Source organism: Streptomyces tamarix (genome assembly GCF_032423885.1).
Classification (GTDB): domain Bacteria; phylum Actinomycetota; class Actinomycetes; order Streptomycetales; family Streptomycetaceae; genus Streptomyces; species Streptomyces tamarix.
The window spans coordinates 160,263-179,275 of the sequence record NZ_JAWCTQ010000010.1; the positions used below are offsets into that span (position 1 = coordinate 160,263).

A 19,013-nucleotide genomic window follows, 5' to 3' on the forward strand; every position below is an offset into this window, starting at 1 on the left:
TATGCTCGCCGCCATGCCGCCCAGCCCATCAAAGCCCCGGAACGGGGGCGAATCCCACATACGGGACCGTGTCCGCGACCGTGCCGACGCGTGCCCCGGCGCGCTGCGGCTGCACCGGGCGGACGACGGCGGACTCGCCCGGCTGCGGCTGCCCACCGGCGTCCTGACGGCCCACCAGGTGGCCGTGCTGGCCGGGGCCGCGGAGCGGCTGGGCGACGGCCGGCTCGGTGTCACCTCGCGCGGCAACCTCGACCTGCGCGGCCTGCCCGACGACTGCGGGCTCGCCCTCGCGGAGCTGCTCGGCGAGGCCGGACTGCTGCCCTCGGCGGCGCACGAACGCGTGCGGAACATGGTGGTGTCGCCCCTCTGCGGACTGGACGGACGGTCCCACGGGGACGCCCAGGCGTGGGCGCGGGAGCTGGACGCGCTGCTGTGCGCGCGGACGTGGACGACCGCCCTGTCGGGACGCTTCCTGTTCGCCGTGGACGACGGGCGCGGGGACGTGGCCGGGCTGGGCGGTGATGTGACGTTGCTCGCAGAGCCGGGCGGGTGCGCTCTGGTACGGATCGGGGGCCTGTCCTGGCGGGTGGCCGCAGGCGACGCACCGTCGGCCGCGCTGGCGGCGGCCGAGGCGTTCCTGGCCGTTGCCCGGGAGGCCGGCACGGGTGCCTGGCGGGTGGCCGAACTGCCGGACGACCGGCCCCTGGAGGCGGCCGTGACGGAGTGTCTGGCGGGTGCGGGGGTGGCCACCTCCGCCGCCTCGCCGGGTGCGGTGCCGGTGGCGGCGCCGCCGGAGCCGGGTGTGGTCGGTGACCGTGCCGTGTCGGTCGTGGCGCCCCTGGGCCGGATCACCGCCGAGCAGTTCCGGGCCCTGGCGCCGGGGCCCGGGGGCGAGGTGCGGGTGACGCCGTGGCGCGGGTTCGTCGTGGCGGGCCTGCCCGGCCGCGCGGCGGCGAAGGAGCGGCTCGCGGCGCTGGACCGGGCCGGGTTCCTCACCCGCCCCGGGTCGCCCTGGCTGACGGTGAGCGCCTGCACGGGGCGGCCCGGCTGCGGCAAGGCCCTGGCCGACGTACGGGCGGACGCCCGGCCGCTGGACGACGCGGCGGTCCGGGGGCTGCCCGTGCACTGGTCCGGCTGCGACCGCCGCTGCGGCCACCCGCAGGGCGACTGGGTGGACGTACTGGCCACCGGCGACGGCACGTACGGCATCACCGTACGGACGGCACGACGAGACAACGACGACGCACAGGCACAGAGATGAGCGGGAGCACAGTGTTCGACTACGAGAAGGACGGCGCGGAGATCTACCGCCAGTCCTTTGCCACGATCCGCGCCGAGGCGGATCTCGCGGGGCTGCCCGCCGACGTCAGCCAGGTCGCCGTGCGGATGATCCACGCCTGCGGCATGGTCGATCTCGTCCGCGACCTCGCCTACACGCCGGAGGTCGTCTCCCGCGCCCGCGCCGCGCTCCGCTCCGGCGCGCCGATCCTGTGTGACGCGCAGATGGTCGCGAGCGGCGTCACCCGCAAGCGGCTCCCCGCCGACAACGAGGTGGTCTGCACCCTCTCCGACCCGTCCGTGCCCGATCTCGCCGCCGAGCTGGGCACGACCCGCAGCGCGGCCGCCCTGGAGCTGTGGCGCGACCGCCTGGAGGGCTCGGTCGTGGCGATCGGCAACGCGCCCACCGCCCTGTTCCGGCTGCTGGAGATGGTCCGGGACGGCGCCCCCCGCCCGGCGGCGGTGCTCGGCATACCGGTCGGCTTCATCGGTGCGGCCGAGTCCAAGGACGCGCTGGCCGCCTCGGACCTGGACCACATCGTCGTACGGGGCAGGCGCGGAGGCAGCGCCATGGCGGCCGCGGCGGTCAACGCGATCGCGAGCGAGGCGGAATGAGCACGCACGTTTCACGTGAAACAGTCACCGGCGCGGACACGGAGACCGGCACGGGCACGGAGACCGGCGCGGGCGCGGGCAAGCTGTACGGCGTCGGCCTCGGCCCCGGCGACCCGTCGCTGATGACCCTGCGCGCGGTGGAGGCCATCGCGGAGGCGGACGTCGTCGCGTACCACTGCGCCCGGCACGGCCGGTCCATCGCCCGGTCCATCGCGGCGAAGCACATCCGCGAGGACCACGTCGAGGAGCGGCTGATGTACCCGCTCACGGTGGAGACGACGGACCACCCCGGCGGCTACCGGGGCGCGCTGAACGACTTCTACGAGGAGGCGTCGGCACGGCTCGCCGCCCACCTCGACGCGGGCCGGACGGTGGCGGTGCTCGCCGAGGGCGACCCGCTGTTCTACGGCTCGTACCAGCACATGCACAAGCGCCTCGCACACCGCTACGAGACGGAGGTCGTCCCCGGCGTCACCTCCGTCAGCGCCGCCGCGGCGACCATCGGCAAGCCGCTGGTGGAGGCCGAGGAGGTCTTGACGATCATCCCCGGCACGCTGCCGGAGGACGAGCTGACGGCCCGCCTCGCGGCGACCGACTCGGCGGTGGTGATGAAGCTGGGCCGGACGTTCCCGGCGGTGCGCCGCGCCCTGGAGCGCACGGACCGGCTGGCGGACGCCCACTACGTGGAGCGCGCCACGATGGAGGGCCGGCGCACGGCGGCGTTCGCGGACGTGGACCCGGACACGGTGCCGTACTTCTCGGTGGCGGTGCTGCCGTCCCGCGTCGACACGGGCCCGGCCGTGCCCGAGCGGGGCGAGGTGGTGGTCGTCGGCACCGGCCCGGCGGGCCCGCAGTGGCTGACGCCGGAGACCCGCGGCGCGCTCTCGTCGGCGACCGACCTGGTCGGTTACACGACGTACCTGGACCGGGTGCCGATGCGGCCGGGCCAGCGGCGGCACGGCTCCGACAACAAGGTGGAGTCGGAGCGGGCCGAGTTCGCCCTGGACCTGGCGCGGCGCGGGCGGCGCGTGGCGGTGGTGTCGGGCGGCGACCCGGGGGTCTTCGCCATGGCGACGGCGGTCCTGGAGGCCGCGTCGCAGGAGGAGTACGCGGACGTGCCGGTGCGCGTACTGCCGGGCGTGACCGCGGCGAACGCGGCCGCGGCGAAGGCGGGCGCACCGCTGGGCCACGACTACGCCACGATCTCCCTGTCGGACCGGCTCAAGCCGTGGGAGGTCATCGCGGAGCGCCTGCGCGCGGCAGCCGCCGCCGACCTGGTGCTGGCGCTCTACAACCCGGGGTCGCGGAGCCGCACCTGGCAGGTCGGCAAGGCCCGCGAGCTGCTGCTCGGACTGCGCGCCCCCGACACCCCGGTCGTCGTGGCGCGGGACGTGGGCGGCCCGGAGGAGTCCGTCCGGGTGGTGCCGCTCACCGACCTGGACCCGGCCGAGGTCGACATGCGGACGCTGCTGCTGATCGGCTCCTCCCAGACGCGGGCGGTACGGCGCGGCGACGGGCACACGGTGGCGTGGACACCGCGGCGTTACCCCGAAACGCCCTCGGACGGCGCCGAGTAGGCGCCGCCCGCCGGCCACGGTCCCGCCCCGGCCGCCGCGCGGACGTCTCCCGCGCGGCGGTCGCGCCGGGCCGCGTGACCGGGCGTACCGGACCGCGTAACGGTCGCGTCGGGCCGCGTTACGGTCGCGCCGGTGTTCAGCGGGCCCGGGCGGCCACCCAGGCGGCGGCCTCCCCGACCGTCGCCGCCACCGGGACGCCGTCCGGGACGGGCGGCCGACGGACGATCACCACCGGCACACCGGCCTCGCGGGCGGCGGCCAGCTTCGGGGCCGTGGCCGCGCCGCCGCTGTCCTTGGTGACCAGCACGTCGATCCCGTACGTCCGCAGGACCTCTCGCTCGCCGGCCGGCGTGAAGGGGCCCCGGTCGAGCAGGACCTCCATCCGCTCCGGGTACGGCGGTTCCGGCGGGTCCACCGAGCGGACGAGGAACCACACGCCGGGCACGTCCGCGAACGCCGCCAGGCCCATGCGCCCCGTCGTCAGGAACACCCTGCGCCCCAGCCGCCCCACGGTGCGCGCCGCCTCCTCCAGGGACGCCACCGGATGCCAGTCGTCGCCCTCCACGGGGGTCCACCCGGGGCGCCGCAGAGCGAGCAGGGGAACATGGGACGTGACGGCGGCCCGCGCCGCGTTGAAACTGATCGTCCCGGCGAAAGGGTGAGTGGCGTCGATGACCGCGTCCACCTGGTGCTCCCGCACCCAGCGGGCCAGGCCGTCGGCACCGCCGAAGCCGCCGACCCGCACCTCGCCCGGCAGCGGCTTCGGGCTGGCGACCCGGCCCGCGAGCGAGCTGGTCACCCGGACGCCGTCCGCGTCCAGCGTCTCCGCCAGGCGGCGGCCCTCGGTCGTGCCGCCGAGGATCAACACATGCATGGGGCACCGTCCATGAGTACGAGCGGGGGGCGCACCGCCCAACTCAAGCACACCGGCCTCCGGCCCGGCTGGACGACCGGCGCCTGCGCGACGGCGGCCACCACGGCCGCGTACACCGCGCTGCTGACCGGGGACTTCCCGGACCCGGTGGCGATCACGCTGCCGAGGGGCCAGACCCCGGCCTTCGCGCTCGCCGCGGAGGAGCACGGCGGCTCGTACGCGATGGCCGGCGTCGTGAAGGACGCGGGCGACGACCCGGACGTGACGCACGGGGCGCTCGTCCGCTCGACGGTGCGGCTCCTGCCGCCCGGCTCCGGCGTCGTGTTCCGTGCCGGCGCCGGGGTCGGCACCGTCACTCGGCCGGGCCTCCCCCTCGACGTGGGGGAACCGGCCATCAACCCGGTGCCGCGACAGATGATCCGCGACCACGTGGCGCGGGTCGCCGCCGCGCACGGCGGCACCGGTGACGTGGAGGTCACCGTCTCCGTGGACGACGGCGAGGAGATCGCCCGATCCACGTGGAACCCGCGCCTCGGCATCATCGGCGGCCTGTCCATCCTCGGCACGACCGGGATCGTCGTGCCGTACTCGTGCTCCGCCTGGATCGACTCCATCCGCCGCGGCGTGGACGTGGCGCGCGCCGCGGGCCGCACCCATGTCGCGGGCTGCACGGGGTCGACCTCCGAGAAGACCGTCGTATCCCTGTACGACCTGCCGGAGGACGCCCTCCTCGACATGGGCGACTTCGCGGGCGCCGTGCTGAAGTACATCCGCCGCCACCCGGTGGACCGGCTGACCATCTGCGGCGGCTTCGCGAAGCTGTCCAAGCTGGCGGCGGGCCACCTGGACCTGCACTCGGCGCGCTCCCAGGTCGACAAGTCCCTCCTCGCGGACCTGGCCCGCGCGGCGGGCGCCGACGACTCCCTCGCCGCTGAGGTCGCCGTCGCCAACACGGGCCTGGCAGCACTCCAGCTCTGCGCCGCCCGCGGTGTCCCCCTGGGTGACCGCGTGGCGGAGACCGCCCGCGACCAGGCCCTGGCCGTCCTCCGCGGCGCCCCGGTCGTCGTCGACGTCGTCTGCGTGGACCGGGCGGGCACGGTGGTGGGCCGCAGTACCCCCCGCTAGGGCAGCCGGCCGCTGCGCCGACCCGCCCCGCCGGGGCCGGGGAAGCGCGCGGCGCCCCCGTCCGGTTCTCGCGAGCCGGTCGCTACGGCCGTCCCCCCCCTCCCGCGCGCTCCCCCATCCGTTCCCGCACGCGGGCGCGCAAGGGGTGGCGGGCCAGGGCTTCGAGGGTCTCCTCGACCAGCCGGCTCAGCGGGTACGGGAGTTCTTCCTCCAGGGCACCGGCCGCCTCGGCCGTCGCCGTCCACTCGGCCTCCAGGACGGGCAGCAGCGCCTCGGCGCGCGCGGTGAGCCGCGCCAGTCGGCGGCGCTGGTCGGACGGGTCCGGAGCGAGGTCGACCAGGCCGTCCTGGACGAGGTGGGCGACGGTCTGGCTGGCCGCCGAGTGGGTCACCCCGACCGCCTTGGCGATCTCCCCCACGGAGGCCGGACCCGACACCGCCAGGGCACGGACGGCCGAGGCGTACCGGGGCCGGAACCCGGTGAGTCCGAGGTCGGCGTACACGGCGGCGATCTCGCCGTCGAGAACGTCCAGTAGATGCCGCAGTCGGGTGCCCAGCAGCTCCGGGCCGTGGTCGGGGAAAGACACGTCCGTTAATGTAACAGCGCTGTTGTAATCGATGCGAGGGGGCACCATGTATCCGTTGAGCGAGCCGTACGAGCACGGGACGCTCGACGTCGGGGACGGCAACGTCCTGTATTGGGAGGCCCACGGCAACCCCGCCGGCAAGCCCGCCCTCGTCGTCCACGGCGGCCCCGGCACCGGCAGCCACCGGGGTGGCACGCGCTACTTCGACCCCGCCCGCTACCGCCTCATCGTCTTCGACCAGCGCGGTTGCGGCCGCAGCACCCCGCACGCGAGCGACCCCGCCACCGACCTGTCCGTCAACACCACGCACCACCTCCTCTCCGACATGGAACGGCTCCGCGTCCACCTGGGCGTCGACCGCTGGCTGCTGTACGGCGGGTCGTGGGGCTCCACCCTCCTGCTCGCGTACGCCGAGGCGCACCCGGACCGCGTCACGGAGATCGTCGTCTCGGCCGTCACGACGACCCGCCGCTCCGAGATCGCCTGGCTGCACGAGGGCGCGGGGCGGTTCTTCCCGGAGGCGTGGGAACGGTTCCGGGAGGGCTCCGGCACCGACGCGGACACCGCCGCCGAGTTGGTCGCCGCGTACGCCCGCCTGACCGGCGACCCCGACCCGGCCGTACGGGAGAAGGCGACGGCCGACTGGTGCGCCTGGGAGGACGCGGTGGCGTCCCTGGAGGGCGTCGCCGACCCGTACGCGGACCGGCCGGACGCCGACCGCCTCGCGATGGTCCGCATCTGCTCGCACTACTTCGCCCACGGTGCCTGGCTGGAGGAGGGCACCCTCCTCCGCGACGCACACCGGCTCGCCGGCATCCCCGGCGTCCTGGTCCACGGCCGCCTGGACCTGGGCAGCCCGCCCTCCACCGCGTGGGAGCTGGCCCGGGCCTGGCCGGACGCCGAGCTGACGGTCGTGGCGGACTCCGGCCACTTCGGCACGGAGACGACACGCGCCCACGTTCGCGAAGCCCTGGACCGCTTCGCTGCGGGACACCCGTCGGCGTGACCCCACGGGCGCAAGCCGCCGTGCGGCGGGGCGGCCCCCGCACGATCATCGATCCATGGGCATCCGCGACTCCGAGACCCGCCCCGCCCGGCGCCCCGAAGCGGGCACCCCGCCCACCCGCGGCCCATGGACCGCGGACCCCACGGGTCCCGCGGCGCCGGCGACAGCACGCGCACACGAGCAGGAGGTGAAGCACGCGGCCGAGGCCGCGAAGGAGAACACGTCGAATCAGTCGTCCACTCATGCGTCGAGAGTGACCGCTCGAGGGGAGATCGCGCGGCGAACCGTCCACAGCTTCCTCGAACAGTACGAAAAAATGACACGCATTGTGGGACATCTGTTCACAGGAGCACGGCTGATCGCTAGCTTCCCCTCAACCTCGTCCGTACGGGAAGGACCTCTGTGAACGCATCCCCTCGCAGAGCCGTGGCCGCCCTGGCCGCAGCCGCGCTCGCGACCCCGCTCCTGCTGGCTTCCGCCTCTCCCGCCTCCGCCGGCCGCGCCACCCCGGCCAAGGACGCCTCGAAGCTCGCCCGTCAGCTGGTCGACTCGGCCTCCGCCGACAGCGCCTACCGGCACCTGCGGAAGTTCCAGCAGATAGCCGACTCCGCCGGCGGAAACCGCGCGGCGGGCACGCCCGGCTACGACGCCTCGGCGGCGTACGTGTACCAGCAGCTCAAGAAGGCCGGGTACGACGTCTCGTACCAGGAGTTCCCGTTCGTACACACGGAGACGCAGGCGGAGAAGCTGGCCGTCGTCTCGCCCGCGCCCCGCGACATCACCGTCTCCGCGATGACGTACACGAAGTCGACCCCGGTCGGCGGCACGAAGGCCGCGCTGGCCGCCGCCCCCGTCGACGCGGACGGCTCACACGGCTGCGAACCGTCGGACTTCGCCGCGGGCACGTTCACCGGGAGGATCGCGCTCATCCAGCGCGGCGGCTGCACGTTCGCGGCGAAGCAGGCCAACGCCGCCGCGGCTGGCGCCGTCGGCGCCCTCGTCCACAACAACGTGGAGGGCGCCCTCGGCGGCACGCTGGGCTCCGCCGAGGCCGCGAAGATCCCCACGGGCGGCATCTCGAAGGCGGACGGCGAGGCGCTCGCCGCCGCCGTGGCCGCCGGCCCGGTCGAGGTGAACCTGGAGCTCCGCCAGCTCCAGGAGGAGCGGACCACGCGGAACGTCATCGCCGAGACCCGGCGGGGCAACGCCGCGAACACGGTGATGCTCGGCTCCCACCTCGACTCGGTCACCGCCGGCCCCGGCATCAACGACAACGGCTCCGGTTCGGCCGGCCTGCTCGACGTGGCCCTCGCGTTCGCCAAGCACAAGGACAGGACCACCAACAAGGTGCGGTTCGCCTGGTGGGGCGCGGAGGAGAACGGCCTGCTCGGCTCCGAGCACTACGTCGGCGCCCTCGACGAGCTCGGCCGCAAGGAGATCAAGCTCTACCTCAACTTCGACATGATCGCCTCGCCCAACTACGGCCTGTTCGTCTACGACGGCGACGACTCGGACGGCGCCGGTGCCCCCGCCGGGCCGGCGGGCTCCGCCCAACTGGAGCGGGACATCAACGCGTTCCTCGACAAGCGGGGCCTCCCGCACGAGGGCACGGACTTCACCGGTCGCTCCGACTACGGCCCGTTCATCGAGGTGGGCATCCCGGCCGGCGGTACGTTCACGGGCGCCGAAGGCGTCAAGACGCCTGCGCAGGCGCGGAAGTTCGGCGGGACCGCGGGGATCGCGTACGACCCCTGCTACCACGCGGCGTGCGACGACCTGGACAACATCGACATGACGGCCTTCGACGTCAACATCGACGTCATAGCCAACGCCGTGGGCACCTACGCCCACGACCTGAGCTCGCTGCGCGAGCCGGTCGAGTCCGTCCCGACGGACGGCGACGCGGGCAGCGGCGGTGGCCTGCACGACGGCCACGACCACGAGGTCACCGAGTGACACGCGAGTGACCGCCGCGCCGCCGCCCGGCCCGTGCCGGGCGGCGGCGCGGTGCCCTCCCCGCCGACGGGCGGCCCGACCTCCCCCGGAGGGGGCCGGACCGTCACCTTTCGGGCCCGAGTGATCGAAACACCCCGTTTGTCGTGATCATCGTGTCCCTCTCGGGAGGGCATCCGACGCCGCGTGGCTGCGCCGGGTGCCGCTTGCCCGGTAGGCTTTCCGTGTGATCTTCAAGCGCATCGGTAACGGGCGGCCGTATCCCGACCACGGCCGGGAAAGCACCCGGCAGTGGGCGGATGTCGCGCCGCGTCCGGTCCGCCTCGATCAGCTCGTTACCACCAAGGGCCAACTGGACCTCGAAACGCTCCTCGCCGAGGACTCGACGTTCTACGGCGACCTCTTCGCGCACGTCGTGAAGTGGCAGGGCGACCTGTATCTCGAGGACGGCCTGCACCGCGCCGTGCGCGCGGCCCTACAGCAGCGGCAGGTGCTGCACGCGCGGGTGCTGGAGCTCGACTGACCCCTTTCGGGAATGACCCTTTCCGGGATGATTCCCACCCGTCCGGCCCTCAGTCGCTGATCGTTTAGTAGGCATAGTCATCGGGCCGCACTACGCTGCGCCCATGAGCATGCTCACTCCCCCCGGTATGGGCGGAAAGTACCGCATCACGGGCACGGTGTATCCCCGTATGCGCCGACCCCGCCGCCGCGGTCGGATCGCGGTGGCCGGCATCGCCGCAGCCGCCGCGCTCGGCCTGGCCGGCTGGGGGACGCTCCAGCTCATCGACGTGTTCGGCGGCGGGAACGGGGCCGCGCCGCGGTCCACGGCCGCCGGGGTGTGCAAGCCGGCGGCCACGTCGTCCGCGGCGCGGACCGCGGCCTTCCCGAAACCGGCCGACATCACCGTGAACGTCTACAACGCGACGCCGCGGAGCGGGCTGGCCAAGACCACCGCGGACGAGCTGAAGAAGCGCGGCTTCACGGTAGGCAAGATCGGCAACGCGCCGGTCGCCTACGACAAGAAGGTGCCCGGCCCCGGCGTCCTGCTCGGCGCCCCGGGCGCCGTGAAGGGTGCCTTCCCGGTCCTGGCCACGCACCTGAAGGGCGCCACGACCAAGACGGACACGCGGGCGACGGCGGACGTGGACCTGATCATCGGTACCGCGTTCACGTCCCTGGCGGCCCCGCAGGACGCGACGGCCTCGATGACCGCCCTCCTGCATCCGAAGCCCACCCCCACGAACTGCGCCCCGAAGCCCGAGTAGCCGGGGCCGTACCGGGGCCGGGCCCGTAGCGGGGCCGGCATCAGGGCCCGAAAAGGGCTCCCCGAAAGACGCGTCCCGAGACCGGGCACCCCCCACCGCGGGCCCGGAAACCGCTCCACCGCTGGCCCGCTGGCCCGAGGCCGGACACCACCCCGCCGCGGGCCCGGAACCATCCCGCGGCTGACCCGAGGCCGGGCACCGCCCGCCGCGGGCCGGGGACTATTCCGCCGCGCCGTACATCCGGTCGCCGGCGTCGCCCAGGCCGGGGACGATGTAGCCGTGCTCGTTGAGGCGCTCGTCGATCGAGGCCGTGACGACCGTCACCGGCGCGCCCGCCAGATCGTGCTCCATCACCTCGACGCCCTCCGGGGCCGCCAGCAGGACGACCGCCGTCACGTCGTCGGCGCCGCGCCTGATCAGCTCGCGGATCGCCGCGACGAGCGTGCCGCCCGTGGCCAGCATGGGGTCGAGGACGTACACCTGGCGCCCGGACAGGTCCTCGGGCATCCGCGTCGCGTACGTCGACGCCTCCAGCGTCTCCTCGTTGCGGATCATGCCGAGGAACCCGACCTCGGCGGTCGGCAGCAGCCGCACCATGCCGTCGAGCATGCCCAGTCCGGCGCGCAGGATCGGCACCACCAGGGGCCGCGGGTGTGACAGCTTCACCCCGGCCGTCGCGGTGACCGGCGTCTCGATCCCGACCTGCTCGGTGCGCACGTCACGGGTCGCCTCGTACGCGAGCAGGGTCACCAGCTCGTCGGCGAGCCGCCGGAAGGTGGGGGAGTCGGTGCGCTTGTCGCGCAGCGTGGTGAGTTTGTGCGCCACCAGCGGGTGGTCGACGACGTGGATCCGCATGGCCACAACAGTAGCCCGCACTGGCATCAACCCACGCCGTGGAGGGAAGGTGGAGTCGGACGAACGCATCCCTGGGGTGGTGGTGTGGCCATGCCTGACCAGGAAGAATCCGACGGCCGCCGGGCGGCGGTCGACGCGGAGCGCAGGCGCCGCAGAGCGCAGTTCCTGCGTGAGCTGAACGAGGCGCGGGCGCTGCGCGAGCGCGTCCAGCCGCGCCGCGCCAGGGCGGCGCGGATGCGGCAGGCGATGCGCATGCGGACGTTCCGCTGGTAACCCGCCGCGCCCCCCGGGCCCCGGCGGGACGCCCGCCGCCGCCCCGGCCGCCGCCGGTGGCTCGCCGTACGGAGGCCCGACCGCCGCCGGCGACGCGCCGTACGCCGACCGTACGTCGACCGGACGCCTGCCGGTCGCGCGCCGTGCGCGCACCTCGCGAGCCCGCGGCCGACGCCCCGCCGTGCCCCTTCGTGATCACCGCGCCGACTGTGCCGGAGATACGGGGGGCGGCGTGACGCCGACCGGGTCGCGGGCTCAGACTGGTGCACGACGCAAGAGCGGAACGCCTCTCCTTGAGGCCCCGCATCTGCCACGATGCCGAGTGGGCGGGGCATTCAGGAGCGTGCCGCCCGATCGTCACACCTCTGATCAGTGGGAGAGTCACGGTGTACTTCGCCGCACTGCTCACGCTCACCGAAGACGGGTGGGTAGCGAGCGACACAGAGCTCGACGATGTGGAGACCCTGGCGGATCTGACCGACCTGGCCCGCGAAGCCTCGCCGGACGCCGACACGGTGCTCGTCTTCATCGAGCAGGAGGACGCGTGGTTCGGCATCGTCCGCGTGGAGGGCGAGGACGACCCTCGCATCTTCGTGTCGGACGGGGCCGCCGCCGCCCGCTCCTCGTACGGGGAGATCCTGACCAAGGAACTGCTGGGCGACGACCGGGCCGACGAAACAGCGGACCTGGACGCGCTGGACCTGGACGGCACCGAGGACGGGGAGCCGGACGACACGGAGGAGGAGACGGAGGCGGCGGCCGAGACCGTGCCCGCCGCGCCGGTCGGTGACCGGCTGATCCTGGACGACCTGGGCATGTCGGAGGAGGAGCTGCTGGCTCTCGACACCGACGCGCTCACCGAGATCGCGGACGCGCTGGGGGCCTCCGAGGTGCTGGAGGCCGTCCGCTAGTGCACGTCCCTCCGACGGGCGAGCCTTCATCGCCCGATCCCATATCCGCCTCCACCGGCGTCGGCGCCCCCGCGCCCGACCCCGTGCGCGCCCCCTGGCGGGCGCCCATGGAGCGGGCGTTGGCGGAAGCCGAGCGTGCCGCGCTGGCCGGCGACGTGCCGGTCGGCGCGGTGGTGCTCGGACCGGACGGCGCCCTCCTCGCGACCGGTCACAACGAGCGCGAGGCCACCGGTGATCCGACCGCGCACGCCGAGGTGCTGGCGCTCCGTCGCGCGGCAGAGCGGCTCGGCGCGTGGCGGCTGGCCGGCTGCACGCTCGTCGTGACGCTGGAGCCGTGCGTGATGTGCGCGGGCGCCCTCGTCCAGTCCCGCGTGGACCGGCTGGTGTTCGGCGCGCTCGACGAGAAGGCCGGCGCGGTCGGTTCGCTCTGGGACCTCGTACGGGACCGGCGTCTCAACCACCGCCCCGAGGTCGTCCACGGCGTACTGGTCGAGGAGTGCGCCGAGCTGCTCACCCGCTTCTTCCGCGACCGCTGAAGGGGCGGCTCCGGACGGTCCCCGTCCGCGCCCGCCTCCCCCGATACGGATTTCTGCGTCGGGGCACCTTTGGGATAAGCTCTCTCTCGGTAGCGTGTCCGAGCGGCCGAAGGAGCTCGCCTCGAAAGCGAGTGTGGCGCAAGTCACCGAGGGTTCAAATCCCTCCGCTACCGCTGGTAGAAGAGGCGCACGGTTCATCGAGCCGCGCGCCTCTTCGGCTTCCGTCTCAGTTCCCGTCTCAGTTGGTCGCTACGAGCGCCCCGGCGGCTCCGTCGTCGCCGTCGTTTGGTCCGTCTCGATCCGGCTTCCAGATGAGTCCGTCGACCTGCCTAGCGACATCGCTGCGAACGGAGTCGACCATGTGTTGGTACCGCGCAGCCATGGCCGTGGTGGACCACCCCATGAGCCCCATGACGGCCCGTTCGGAGACTCCGAGGATCAGCAGGACCGTGGCAGCAGTGTGCCGAGCATCGTGCAAACGGCCGTCCCGGACCTTCGCGTCGTTCAGTAGCTCCTTCCAGTCGTCGTAGTCCGTTCGGGGGGATGTGCCCCGGCCAGTCGTCGTCGCGAAGAGCCACCCCTCGTCCGCCCAGTCGCTCCCGGCCGCTGTCCGCTCCTCCGCCTGCTTGGCTCGGTGGGTCCGAAGAAGGTCTACGAGCTGTGAGGGCAGCCCTACGGCCCGCCGTCCGGCGCGAGACTTCGTGTCGGCCGTCTCCGGGTTGGTTCGCTGACGCTGCGGGCAGTACCCGGCCTTCCTTCCGCAGGTATCCCCGCACCCGTGGGCGTAGCGCGGGCGGCGACGGCTCCGTCGGACCATAAGCACGCCACGGTCGAGGTCCACATCCGCCCACTTGAGGCCGAGTGCTTCACCCTGTCGGAGGCCGAGGGCGAGCGCGACGGCCCACCGTGCGGAGTTCCGGCGGCTTTCGGCTGCCTGCAGCAGCCGTTGCACCTCTTCGACGGTGTAGGGCTCCACCTCTTCTTCGCTGACGCGGGGCGCCTTGGCGAGTTGAACGGGGTTCCGGGCAAGGTGGCCGCGCCGTACCGCCTCGTTCAGCGCGGTGCGGAAAGTGCGGTGAATCTGGTGGATCGTCCCCGCCTTACGGCCGTCGGCCACCATGCGCCCGTAGAAGTTCTCGATGTACTCGGGCTTGAGCTTGTCCAGCCGGTGGGCACCGAGGGCGGGGATCAGGTGCTTCCGTACGGCGACGCCGTACCCGACCATCGTGTTCTCGTTGACCGCGAGCGGGGCGATGTTCTCGATCCAGTGCGTCAGCCATGTCTTGACCGTCCAGGGACGCCCCGCCTTCCGAATGGTCCTGGCGTCCCGCTCCTGCTCCAGCTTGCGGACGGCGGCAGTCACTTCGGCGCGGGTCTTGCGCTCGACGTGACGACGGTCCGGCTTGCCGTCGTCCCGAATGCCGACGGTCACGCGACCGTGCCACTTACCGTCATTGCCCAGGTAGATGGAGGACCGGCCGTTCGGCTGACGGGTCCGCTTCTTTTCGTTCTTCTCGTCTGCCATACGAGTGCTCCTCAAGCGGCGCGGTGGGCGGTGCGAAGGCGGGCGACGTACGCGGCCGGAGCGTCAGCGGGAACACGGCGGAGGCCACCGACCATGACGGACTCCAGCTCGCCGGTACGGATGAGGCTGAAGCAGGTGGTTCGGCCGATACGGAGGCGGCGGGCCGCCTCCTCGACGGTCAGCAGCACGAGGGTCGGGTCAACGACATCGGTAAGTGAGGCCGTAGCCATGCGTGGGATGCTCCTTCGTCTCGTGGGGAGGAGCGGGGGCGTGTCCGCCCCCTTCTGGGAGGTCCGCTACAGCCGCTACGCCGCTACATCGCAGGTCAGCGGGGGGTTTTCTGTAGCGGGAAGGTGGGATGTAGCGGCTACGGCCCGTCCCGGGTGCCCTCGTCGGGGTGCGCGGGGCGTGGCGGCGTAGCCGCTACATCTGTGGTTGCCGCTACGCGAGCGGGTGCTGTGAGCTGGGCTGTAGCGGCGTAGCGGATGTAGCGCTCTGCTGGGGCGGGGGTGGGCAGTAGCGCACCCATGCGTCCTGGAGGTCCTGGGCGAAGTAGCCCTTGAGGATGCCGCCGGCGGTGCGGATGTTGCGCGAGACGATGGGTTCGTTGTCGGCGGTCATGTACTCGCGGAGCATCTTGGACAGGCGCCGGGAGTCGAGCGGCTTGCCGTGGAGGTCGGCCCACGGGGCGTCTTCCAGGGCGTTGAGCCGGTCGAGGATCGCGATGGTGGGCAGCTTGTCCACGCCGATGAGGACGTGGTCGCGCAGGTCGGTGAGCAGGCGGATGCCGAGCGATCCCTTGTCGTCGGCCTGGGAGGCCCTGACCAGTTCCGCGCACGCGATCCGGGCCCGCTTGGGCCAGTCCCCGCCGGCCGCGTCCGCGACGGCGAGCAAGGGCTCCCACACGTCGGCCGGTCGGTCGGTGACTCCCTCCGGCATCTCGGGCCTCGCGCCGCGGACCTCCTCGCGGACCTGGTCGGCCCACGCGGCGAGCCGGTCACGGATGGCGTGGCCTTCCTTCTCGTGGTCGCCGATCCGGTAAGGCTCGACCTTCTCGTTGCGGGCGCGACGGCGCATGCGGACGATGACGGACCGGGTCAGGATCGTGTCCGGCAGCGACCCGAGTCCGGCCATGGCCACGGCGCAGTACGAGGGGAAGCCCTGGACGGTCTGGTTGGCGCCGTCCCCGACGCACCGGTACATCAGCCGACCGCGGCGGTGCCCGGCATTGAGGAAGCCCCGGAGCTGTTCGTTGTCTCCGGCCTTGGGCCCGAAGACGGTGTCGATCTCGTCAAAGATGATCGTCGGCCTGTCCCCGTCTACCCCGGACACGGCCCGGAAGAGCGCGGAGGGGGAGGCGTCCACGGCGGCCATCTTGTTGGGCACCAGAGTCTCCATGACCTCCAACGCGCGGGACTTGCCCGACCCCGGTTCGGGGGAGAGGAACGCGATCCTCGGCGTGGAGTCGAAGGAGTCGATCAGGTGGGCGTGGGCGTCCCACAGGGCGACGGCGACGTAGGCCGCCTGGGTCGGGAAGACGTTGAAGCGCCGGTGGAAGGCTTCCACCTCGTTCAGCAGTGCCGCCCCGTCGATGTGCTGCTGGGTCATGCGGCGGTCCTCTCAGCGTGGTGGCGCAGCGGGCAGGCGGCGCGGTGAGCGGCGTGCTCCTCGATCAAGACGGCCACGCGGCGGTGACCGACGGCGGAGCGGTTGCGGCCACACGCGCACACGGACGTGGCGGTGGGCACCGCCCGGCGGCCGGGTGCGGTGACGTGGAGCATCGCGACGATGCGGCGGCCGTCGCCCGGGTGCGGCTCAGGGCGAACAGCAGAGCGGACGCCTTCGGCGGCGACCTTCGGCGCACCACCCCCGCCGGGGGCCGGGGCCGGTTCGGCGGGCGGCCGGTGGGCGGTGGTCGGGGTGAGGCTTTTCAGGCAGGGGCGGGGGCTCATGCCGCCTTCCTCGGGCGGACGGTGCGAATTGACCAGTCGAGGGCGGAGCGGATGGTGGCGCGGCACTCAGCCGGCGGCAGGCCCGCCGCCTCGCCCGCCTCCTGAAAAGCCTCCTCGGCCACGAGGCGGGGGAGGTCGCCCCACGCGACGAACCGCCCCACCGCCCGCGCGCCCCGCAGCAACGCCGCGTTCCGCCCGCCCTCGCTCGTGGCGGCGACGGTAGCCGTCTCGCGCTCCAGCGCCACCCGCGCGACCCGGGAGACATCCCGAGGCGCCACCAGGCGGAACCCGGCTGCGATGGGCTTGGGCGGGGTCTGGAGGAGGTCCAGCAACCATGCCGGGAGATCCAGAACGGGCCGGTCGTCCACGACCTCGTACAGGGCGCCGTGGACGGTGCTGCCTGGGGTGACGACGTAGCCGCCCCACGCCCGGGTGTCGACCAGCGGCGCCAGCGTCCCGGCGGTGTTCCTCAGCCGCACCCCGGCCGGGGCGGTGAAGTACAGGTGCTCACCACCGCTGGGAGTCCGCACCCGGTAGGTGGCCGGGACGGCGTGCCCGGCGCGCTCGCAGAGCGCCTCGAAGAACGCCGCGCCGCCAGGCGCGTCCGAACTGCCCTTGTCCTTGGGCTGGTCGAGGTCGATGACGACTAGCCCGGACGGGCCCGTGGCCAACCCGATGTTGAACGCCCCGGTCGCCCACGCCGCGTGGATGCGGTCGGGGTCGGTGGTGGCGCGCTGCTCCCACTTCACGTGCCCGCCCGCGCAGGTGCCGGTGTGGGGGCACTGCGTCTCGTGGTGGAGGGCGGGGCGCTTGCTACCGGGGCGGAGGGGGAAGACGTGCCAGCCGCGGGCGGCGGCATCCAGAGCGGCGTTCAGCAGCGACGCTCGACGGGCGTCGGCGTGTTGGGTCATGCTGGGTGAACCTCCAGTTCGGTGGAACGTGCTGGGAGTGAGGGCGGCCCCAGACTTTGCCGAGAAGGGGGCCGCCCTTTTGGTGTCAAGAAGCGGTGGGGCGGGGGCGGGGCGGGATGGGGGTGGGTGTGGTGTTGGGGCGGCTGCCGCTTTCCTCGTTCCAGCGGCCGGGGCCGTTGCCGAAAGGCGCGGCGGGACGGGTGTTCGAGGGCTTGCCTGGCATGGGGACTCCTCGATAGGTCGGAGGGATGACCACAAACGGAATCTCGGGGAACGGCCGCCCAGGGAGGCGCTGACACCCCCTGCCTGATGGCTCGTGGAGGGGGTTTCGAGCCTGTGAGCTGGGGCGCCTCCCTGACTCCCTGCAAGGTCATTTGTGCAGGTCAGTGCCAGGGAGGCGGGGCAGGGAGCCGTTCAGGGAGTTCTCCCTACCTCCCTGGCCCGCGCGGGGCACGCTTCCCTCTACTGGGCGGCGGAAGCGGAACCATCGTCGTCGGTCCGGTTGGCGAGGGCGCGGGCGACCCGGTCGCGGCCGACGACCATGCGGCCGTCGGACTTGTACGGCTCCGCGCCGGCGGCCTCCAGCACGCGCTTGAGGTCGCCGTTCGTCCAGTCCCCGTACGCCTTCGGGTTGGTGGCCGCGAGGCGCTGGAGCACGTCCTGCGTGAGCACGCGGGGCGCGGTTCCGATGACGGCGGCGATGTCCGCGAGCGGGTCAACGTCCTCGCCGGTGTCGATCACGCGCAGGGTGGTGACCCCGTCGCGCAGGGCCCGCGCCCGAGCGGCGACCTCAGCGGCCTGATCGGTGTCGATGTAGTGCGTCCGGACGGTGATGGACGCCTGCCCGGCCGGAATGTCGATCCCGTCCGAGGCGACGACCAGCGTGCCCTTGTCGAGCCCTTGGCGCAGCAGATGCGGGGCGGCGCCCCCGTCCACGGCCTTGTCCCCCAGCGCCATGCGGGCCTGCGACTCCGTACCCAGCGCCAGGGACGCACGGGTATGGGCGCCTTCCCGAACGAGCTTGGGAAGGTTCTGGTCGGTGGGGTCCTGCGTGCCCTGCCACAGCAGCACGTTGACCGCCCGCCCCTGGTTGTGGATCTTCCGCGCCGCCATGAAGTACCGGGACGTGGCCTTCGACCCGCCGTAGGGGCGCTTCTCCTCGTCCACGGCCGGGCACATGAACGCCACCTGCGCCTCGTCCACCAGGACGATGAGCGGGGGGAAGGCGGTGCCAGGCGGGGAGGTCAGGCGCCGCTCCATCTCGGTGACGCCGGATTCGACCATCTCGGTGGCCTGGATGACGTGGTCGTCGGTGGGGCCCTGGATGAGGACGGTGGCGATGCCGTCGAACATGGCCCAGTCCCCGATGCCCTTCAGGTCCGCGATCCGGAACTCCACGCTCGGGTCGAGCGCCAGCCACAGGGCGAGCGCGCGGACGGCCGCGGTCTTGCCCTGGTTCGACAGGCCCGTGACCAGCATGTGCCGCTGATACAGACTCAAGGCCGCGGCGTCGCCGCGCAGGTCCTGGCCCCACGGGGCTTTGCCCTTCTTGTAGTCGGCCCGCAGCTCGGGGTCGAGAACGAGGGGGGAGGGGCCGATGGGCTGGTCCAGCGCGCCGGAGTCCGCGATCCACAGCCGCACCGTGCGGGCCGCGGCCGGGATGGTGATGAACACCTCGTGCTCGTGCCGGGACAAGTTCTCCGCGAGCTTCCGCCGCCTGCCCTGGACCTCCTGGGTGGACACGCCGGAGGGCAGGGTGACGTCGACT

19 protein-coding genes, 1 tRNA gene and 1 pseudogene are annotated in these 19,013 nt (G+C 73.2%); 12 read left to right on the forward strand and 9 right to left on the reverse strand.

Translation table 11 applies throughout. The features are described 5' to 3' along the window. The first annotated feature begins 13 nt into the window (after positions 1 to 13). The 3 genes from RND61_RS11215 to cobJ all read left to right on the forward strand — a co-directional run bounded on the left by RND61_RS11215 (position 14) and on the right by cobJ (position 3,470). Positions 14 to 1,261, forward strand: a complete 1,248-nt coding sequence (locus tag RND61_RS11215; protein WP_391653261.1) for a cobalamin biosynthesis protein CobG — start codon at positions 14 to 16, stop codon at positions 1,259 to 1,261. Further along, complete coding sequence (locus RND61_RS11220; RefSeq protein ID WP_315877709.1) at positions 1,258 to 1,893, forward strand: precorrin-8X methylmutase; 636 nt, start codon at positions 1,258 to 1,260, stop codon at positions 1,891 to 1,893. Before RND61_RS11215 ends, RND61_RS11220 begins: the two co-directional genes overlap by 4 nt. Positions 1,894 to 2,015: 122 nt before the next feature. After that, complete coding sequence (gene cobJ / locus RND61_RS11225) at positions 2,016 to 3,470, forward strand: precorrin-3B C(17)-methyltransferase (RefSeq protein ID WP_391653271.1); 1,455 nt, start codon at positions 2,016 to 2,018, stop codon at positions 3,468 to 3,470. A 136-nt stretch (positions 3,471 to 3,606) separates the two neighbouring features. On the opposite strand, the gene RND61_RS11230 is transcribed toward cobJ, so the two are convergent. Further along, positions 3,607 to 4,344, reverse strand: coding sequence for a cobalt-precorrin-6A reductase (locus RND61_RS11230; RefSeq protein ID WP_315877711.1), 738 nt, complete (start codon positions 4,342 to 4,344; stop codon positions 3,607 to 3,609). A 12-nt stretch (positions 4,345 to 4,356) separates the two neighbouring features. On the opposite strand from RND61_RS11230, the gene RND61_RS11235 reads away from it, so the two are divergent. Further along, a complete protein-coding gene (locus RND61_RS11235; protein ID WP_315877712.1) occupies positions 4,357 to 5,469 on the forward strand; it encodes a cobalt-precorrin-5B (C(1))-methyltransferase in 1,113 nt (370 codons plus the stop codon). Between the two features lie 82 nt (positions 5,470 to 5,551). Here RND61_RS11235 and RND61_RS11240 read toward each other — a convergent pair whose 3' ends face one another. Then, positions 5,552 to 6,055: a MarR family transcriptional regulator gene (locus RND61_RS11240; protein WP_315877713.1), complete on the reverse strand. Its 504-nt coding sequence runs from the start codon at positions 6,053 to 6,055 to the stop codon at positions 5,552 to 5,554. 46 nt (positions 6,056 to 6,101) lie between these two features. Between RND61_RS11240 and pip the strand changes: the two genes are divergently transcribed. The 4 genes from pip to RND61_RS11260 all read left to right on the forward strand — a co-directional run bounded on the left by pip (position 6,102) and on the right by RND61_RS11260 (position 10,282). Further along, positions 6,102 to 7,061: a prolyl aminopeptidase gene (gene pip, locus RND61_RS11245; protein ID WP_315877714.1), complete on the forward strand. Its 960-nt coding sequence runs from the start codon at positions 6,102 to 6,104 to the stop codon at positions 7,059 to 7,061. 402 nt (positions 7,062 to 7,463) lie between these two features. Then, a complete protein-coding gene (locus RND61_RS11250; protein WP_315877715.1) occupies positions 7,464 to 9,017 on the forward strand; it encodes a M28 family peptidase in 1,554 nt (517 codons plus the stop codon). Positions 9,018 to 9,240: 223 nt separating this feature from the next. Continuing rightward, positions 9,241 to 9,537, forward strand: a complete 297-nt coding sequence (locus tag RND61_RS11255) for a type II toxin-antitoxin system VapB family antitoxin (protein ID WP_003999914.1) — start codon at positions 9,241 to 9,243, stop codon at positions 9,535 to 9,537. A 103-nt stretch (positions 9,538 to 9,640) separates the two neighbouring features. After that, on the forward strand, positions 9,641 to 10,282 hold the full coding sequence (locus RND61_RS11260; protein WP_315877716.1) for a LytR C-terminal domain-containing protein: 642 nt from the start codon (positions 9,641 to 9,643) through the stop codon (positions 10,280 to 10,282). A 219-nt stretch (positions 10,283 to 10,501) separates the two neighbouring features. Here RND61_RS11260 and upp read toward each other — a convergent pair whose 3' ends face one another. Further along, the gene (upp, locus tag RND61_RS11265; protein ID WP_315877717.1) at positions 10,502 to 11,137 is read right to left on the reverse strand and encodes a uracil phosphoribosyltransferase; all 636 of its coding nucleotides are present in this window, start codon (positions 11,135 to 11,137) and stop codon (positions 10,502 to 10,504) included. 90 nt (positions 11,138 to 11,227) lie between these two features. On the opposite strand from upp, the gene RND61_RS11270 reads away from it, so the two are divergent. The 4 genes from RND61_RS11270 to RND61_RS11285 all read left to right on the forward strand — a co-directional run bounded on the left by RND61_RS11270 (position 11,228) and on the right by RND61_RS11285 (position 13,030). Continuing rightward, positions 11,228 to 11,410: a hypothetical protein gene (locus RND61_RS11270; protein WP_315877718.1), complete on the forward strand. Its 183-nt coding sequence runs from the start codon at positions 11,228 to 11,230 to the stop codon at positions 11,408 to 11,410. 386 nt (positions 11,411 to 11,796) lie between these two features. Then, positions 11,797 to 12,321, forward strand: a complete 525-nt coding sequence (locus RND61_RS11275; RefSeq protein ID WP_315877719.1) for a tRNA adenosine deaminase-associated protein — start codon at positions 11,797 to 11,799, stop codon at positions 12,319 to 12,321. 107 nt (positions 12,322 to 12,428) lie between these two features. Beyond that, positions 12,429 to 12,857, forward strand: a complete 429-nt coding sequence (tadA, locus tag RND61_RS11280; RefSeq protein WP_315877720.1) for a tRNA adenosine(34) deaminase TadA — start codon at positions 12,429 to 12,431, stop codon at positions 12,855 to 12,857. Positions 12,858 to 12,945: 88 nt separating this feature from the next. Continuing rightward, a tRNA-Ser gene (locus tag RND61_RS11285) sits at positions 12,946 to 13,030 on the forward strand. A 65-nt stretch (positions 13,031 to 13,095) separates the two neighbouring features. Here RND61_RS11285 and RND61_RS11290 read toward each other — a convergent pair. The 6 genes and pseudogenes from RND61_RS11290 to RND61_RS11315 all read right to left on the reverse strand — a co-directional run. Continuing rightward, on the reverse strand, positions 13,096 to 14,382 hold the full coding sequence (locus tag RND61_RS11290) for a tyrosine-type recombinase/integrase (RefSeq protein ID WP_315877721.1): 1,287 nt from the start codon (positions 14,380 to 14,382) through the stop codon (positions 13,096 to 13,098). Between the two features lie 11 nt (positions 14,383 to 14,393). Further along, a complete protein-coding gene (locus tag RND61_RS11295; RefSeq protein WP_315877722.1) occupies positions 14,394 to 14,612 on the reverse strand; it encodes an excisionase family DNA-binding protein in 219 nt (72 codons plus the stop codon). Positions 14,613 to 14,823: 211 nt separating this feature from the next. Next, entirely contained in the window at positions 14,824 to 15,990 is a 1,167-nt protein-coding gene (locus RND61_RS11300; RefSeq protein ID WP_315877723.1) for a DUF3631 domain-containing protein, read from the reverse strand. Beyond that, the gene (locus tag RND61_RS11305; RefSeq protein ID WP_315877724.1) at positions 15,987 to 16,334 is read right to left on the reverse strand and encodes a hypothetical protein; all 348 of its coding nucleotides are present in this window, start codon (positions 16,332 to 16,334) and stop codon (positions 15,987 to 15,989) included. Before RND61_RS11305 ends, RND61_RS11300 begins: the two co-directional genes overlap by 4 nt. Beyond that, a complete protein-coding gene (locus RND61_RS11310; RefSeq protein ID WP_315877725.1) occupies positions 16,331 to 17,245 on the reverse strand; it encodes a bifunctional DNA primase/polymerase in 915 nt (304 codons plus the stop codon). Before RND61_RS11310 ends, RND61_RS11305 begins: the two co-directional genes overlap by 4 nt. A 462-nt stretch (positions 17,246 to 17,707) precedes the next feature. Then, positions 17,708 to 19,013 (reverse strand): annotated as a pseudogene (locus RND61_RS11315) (ATP-binding protein); the annotation flags it as partial.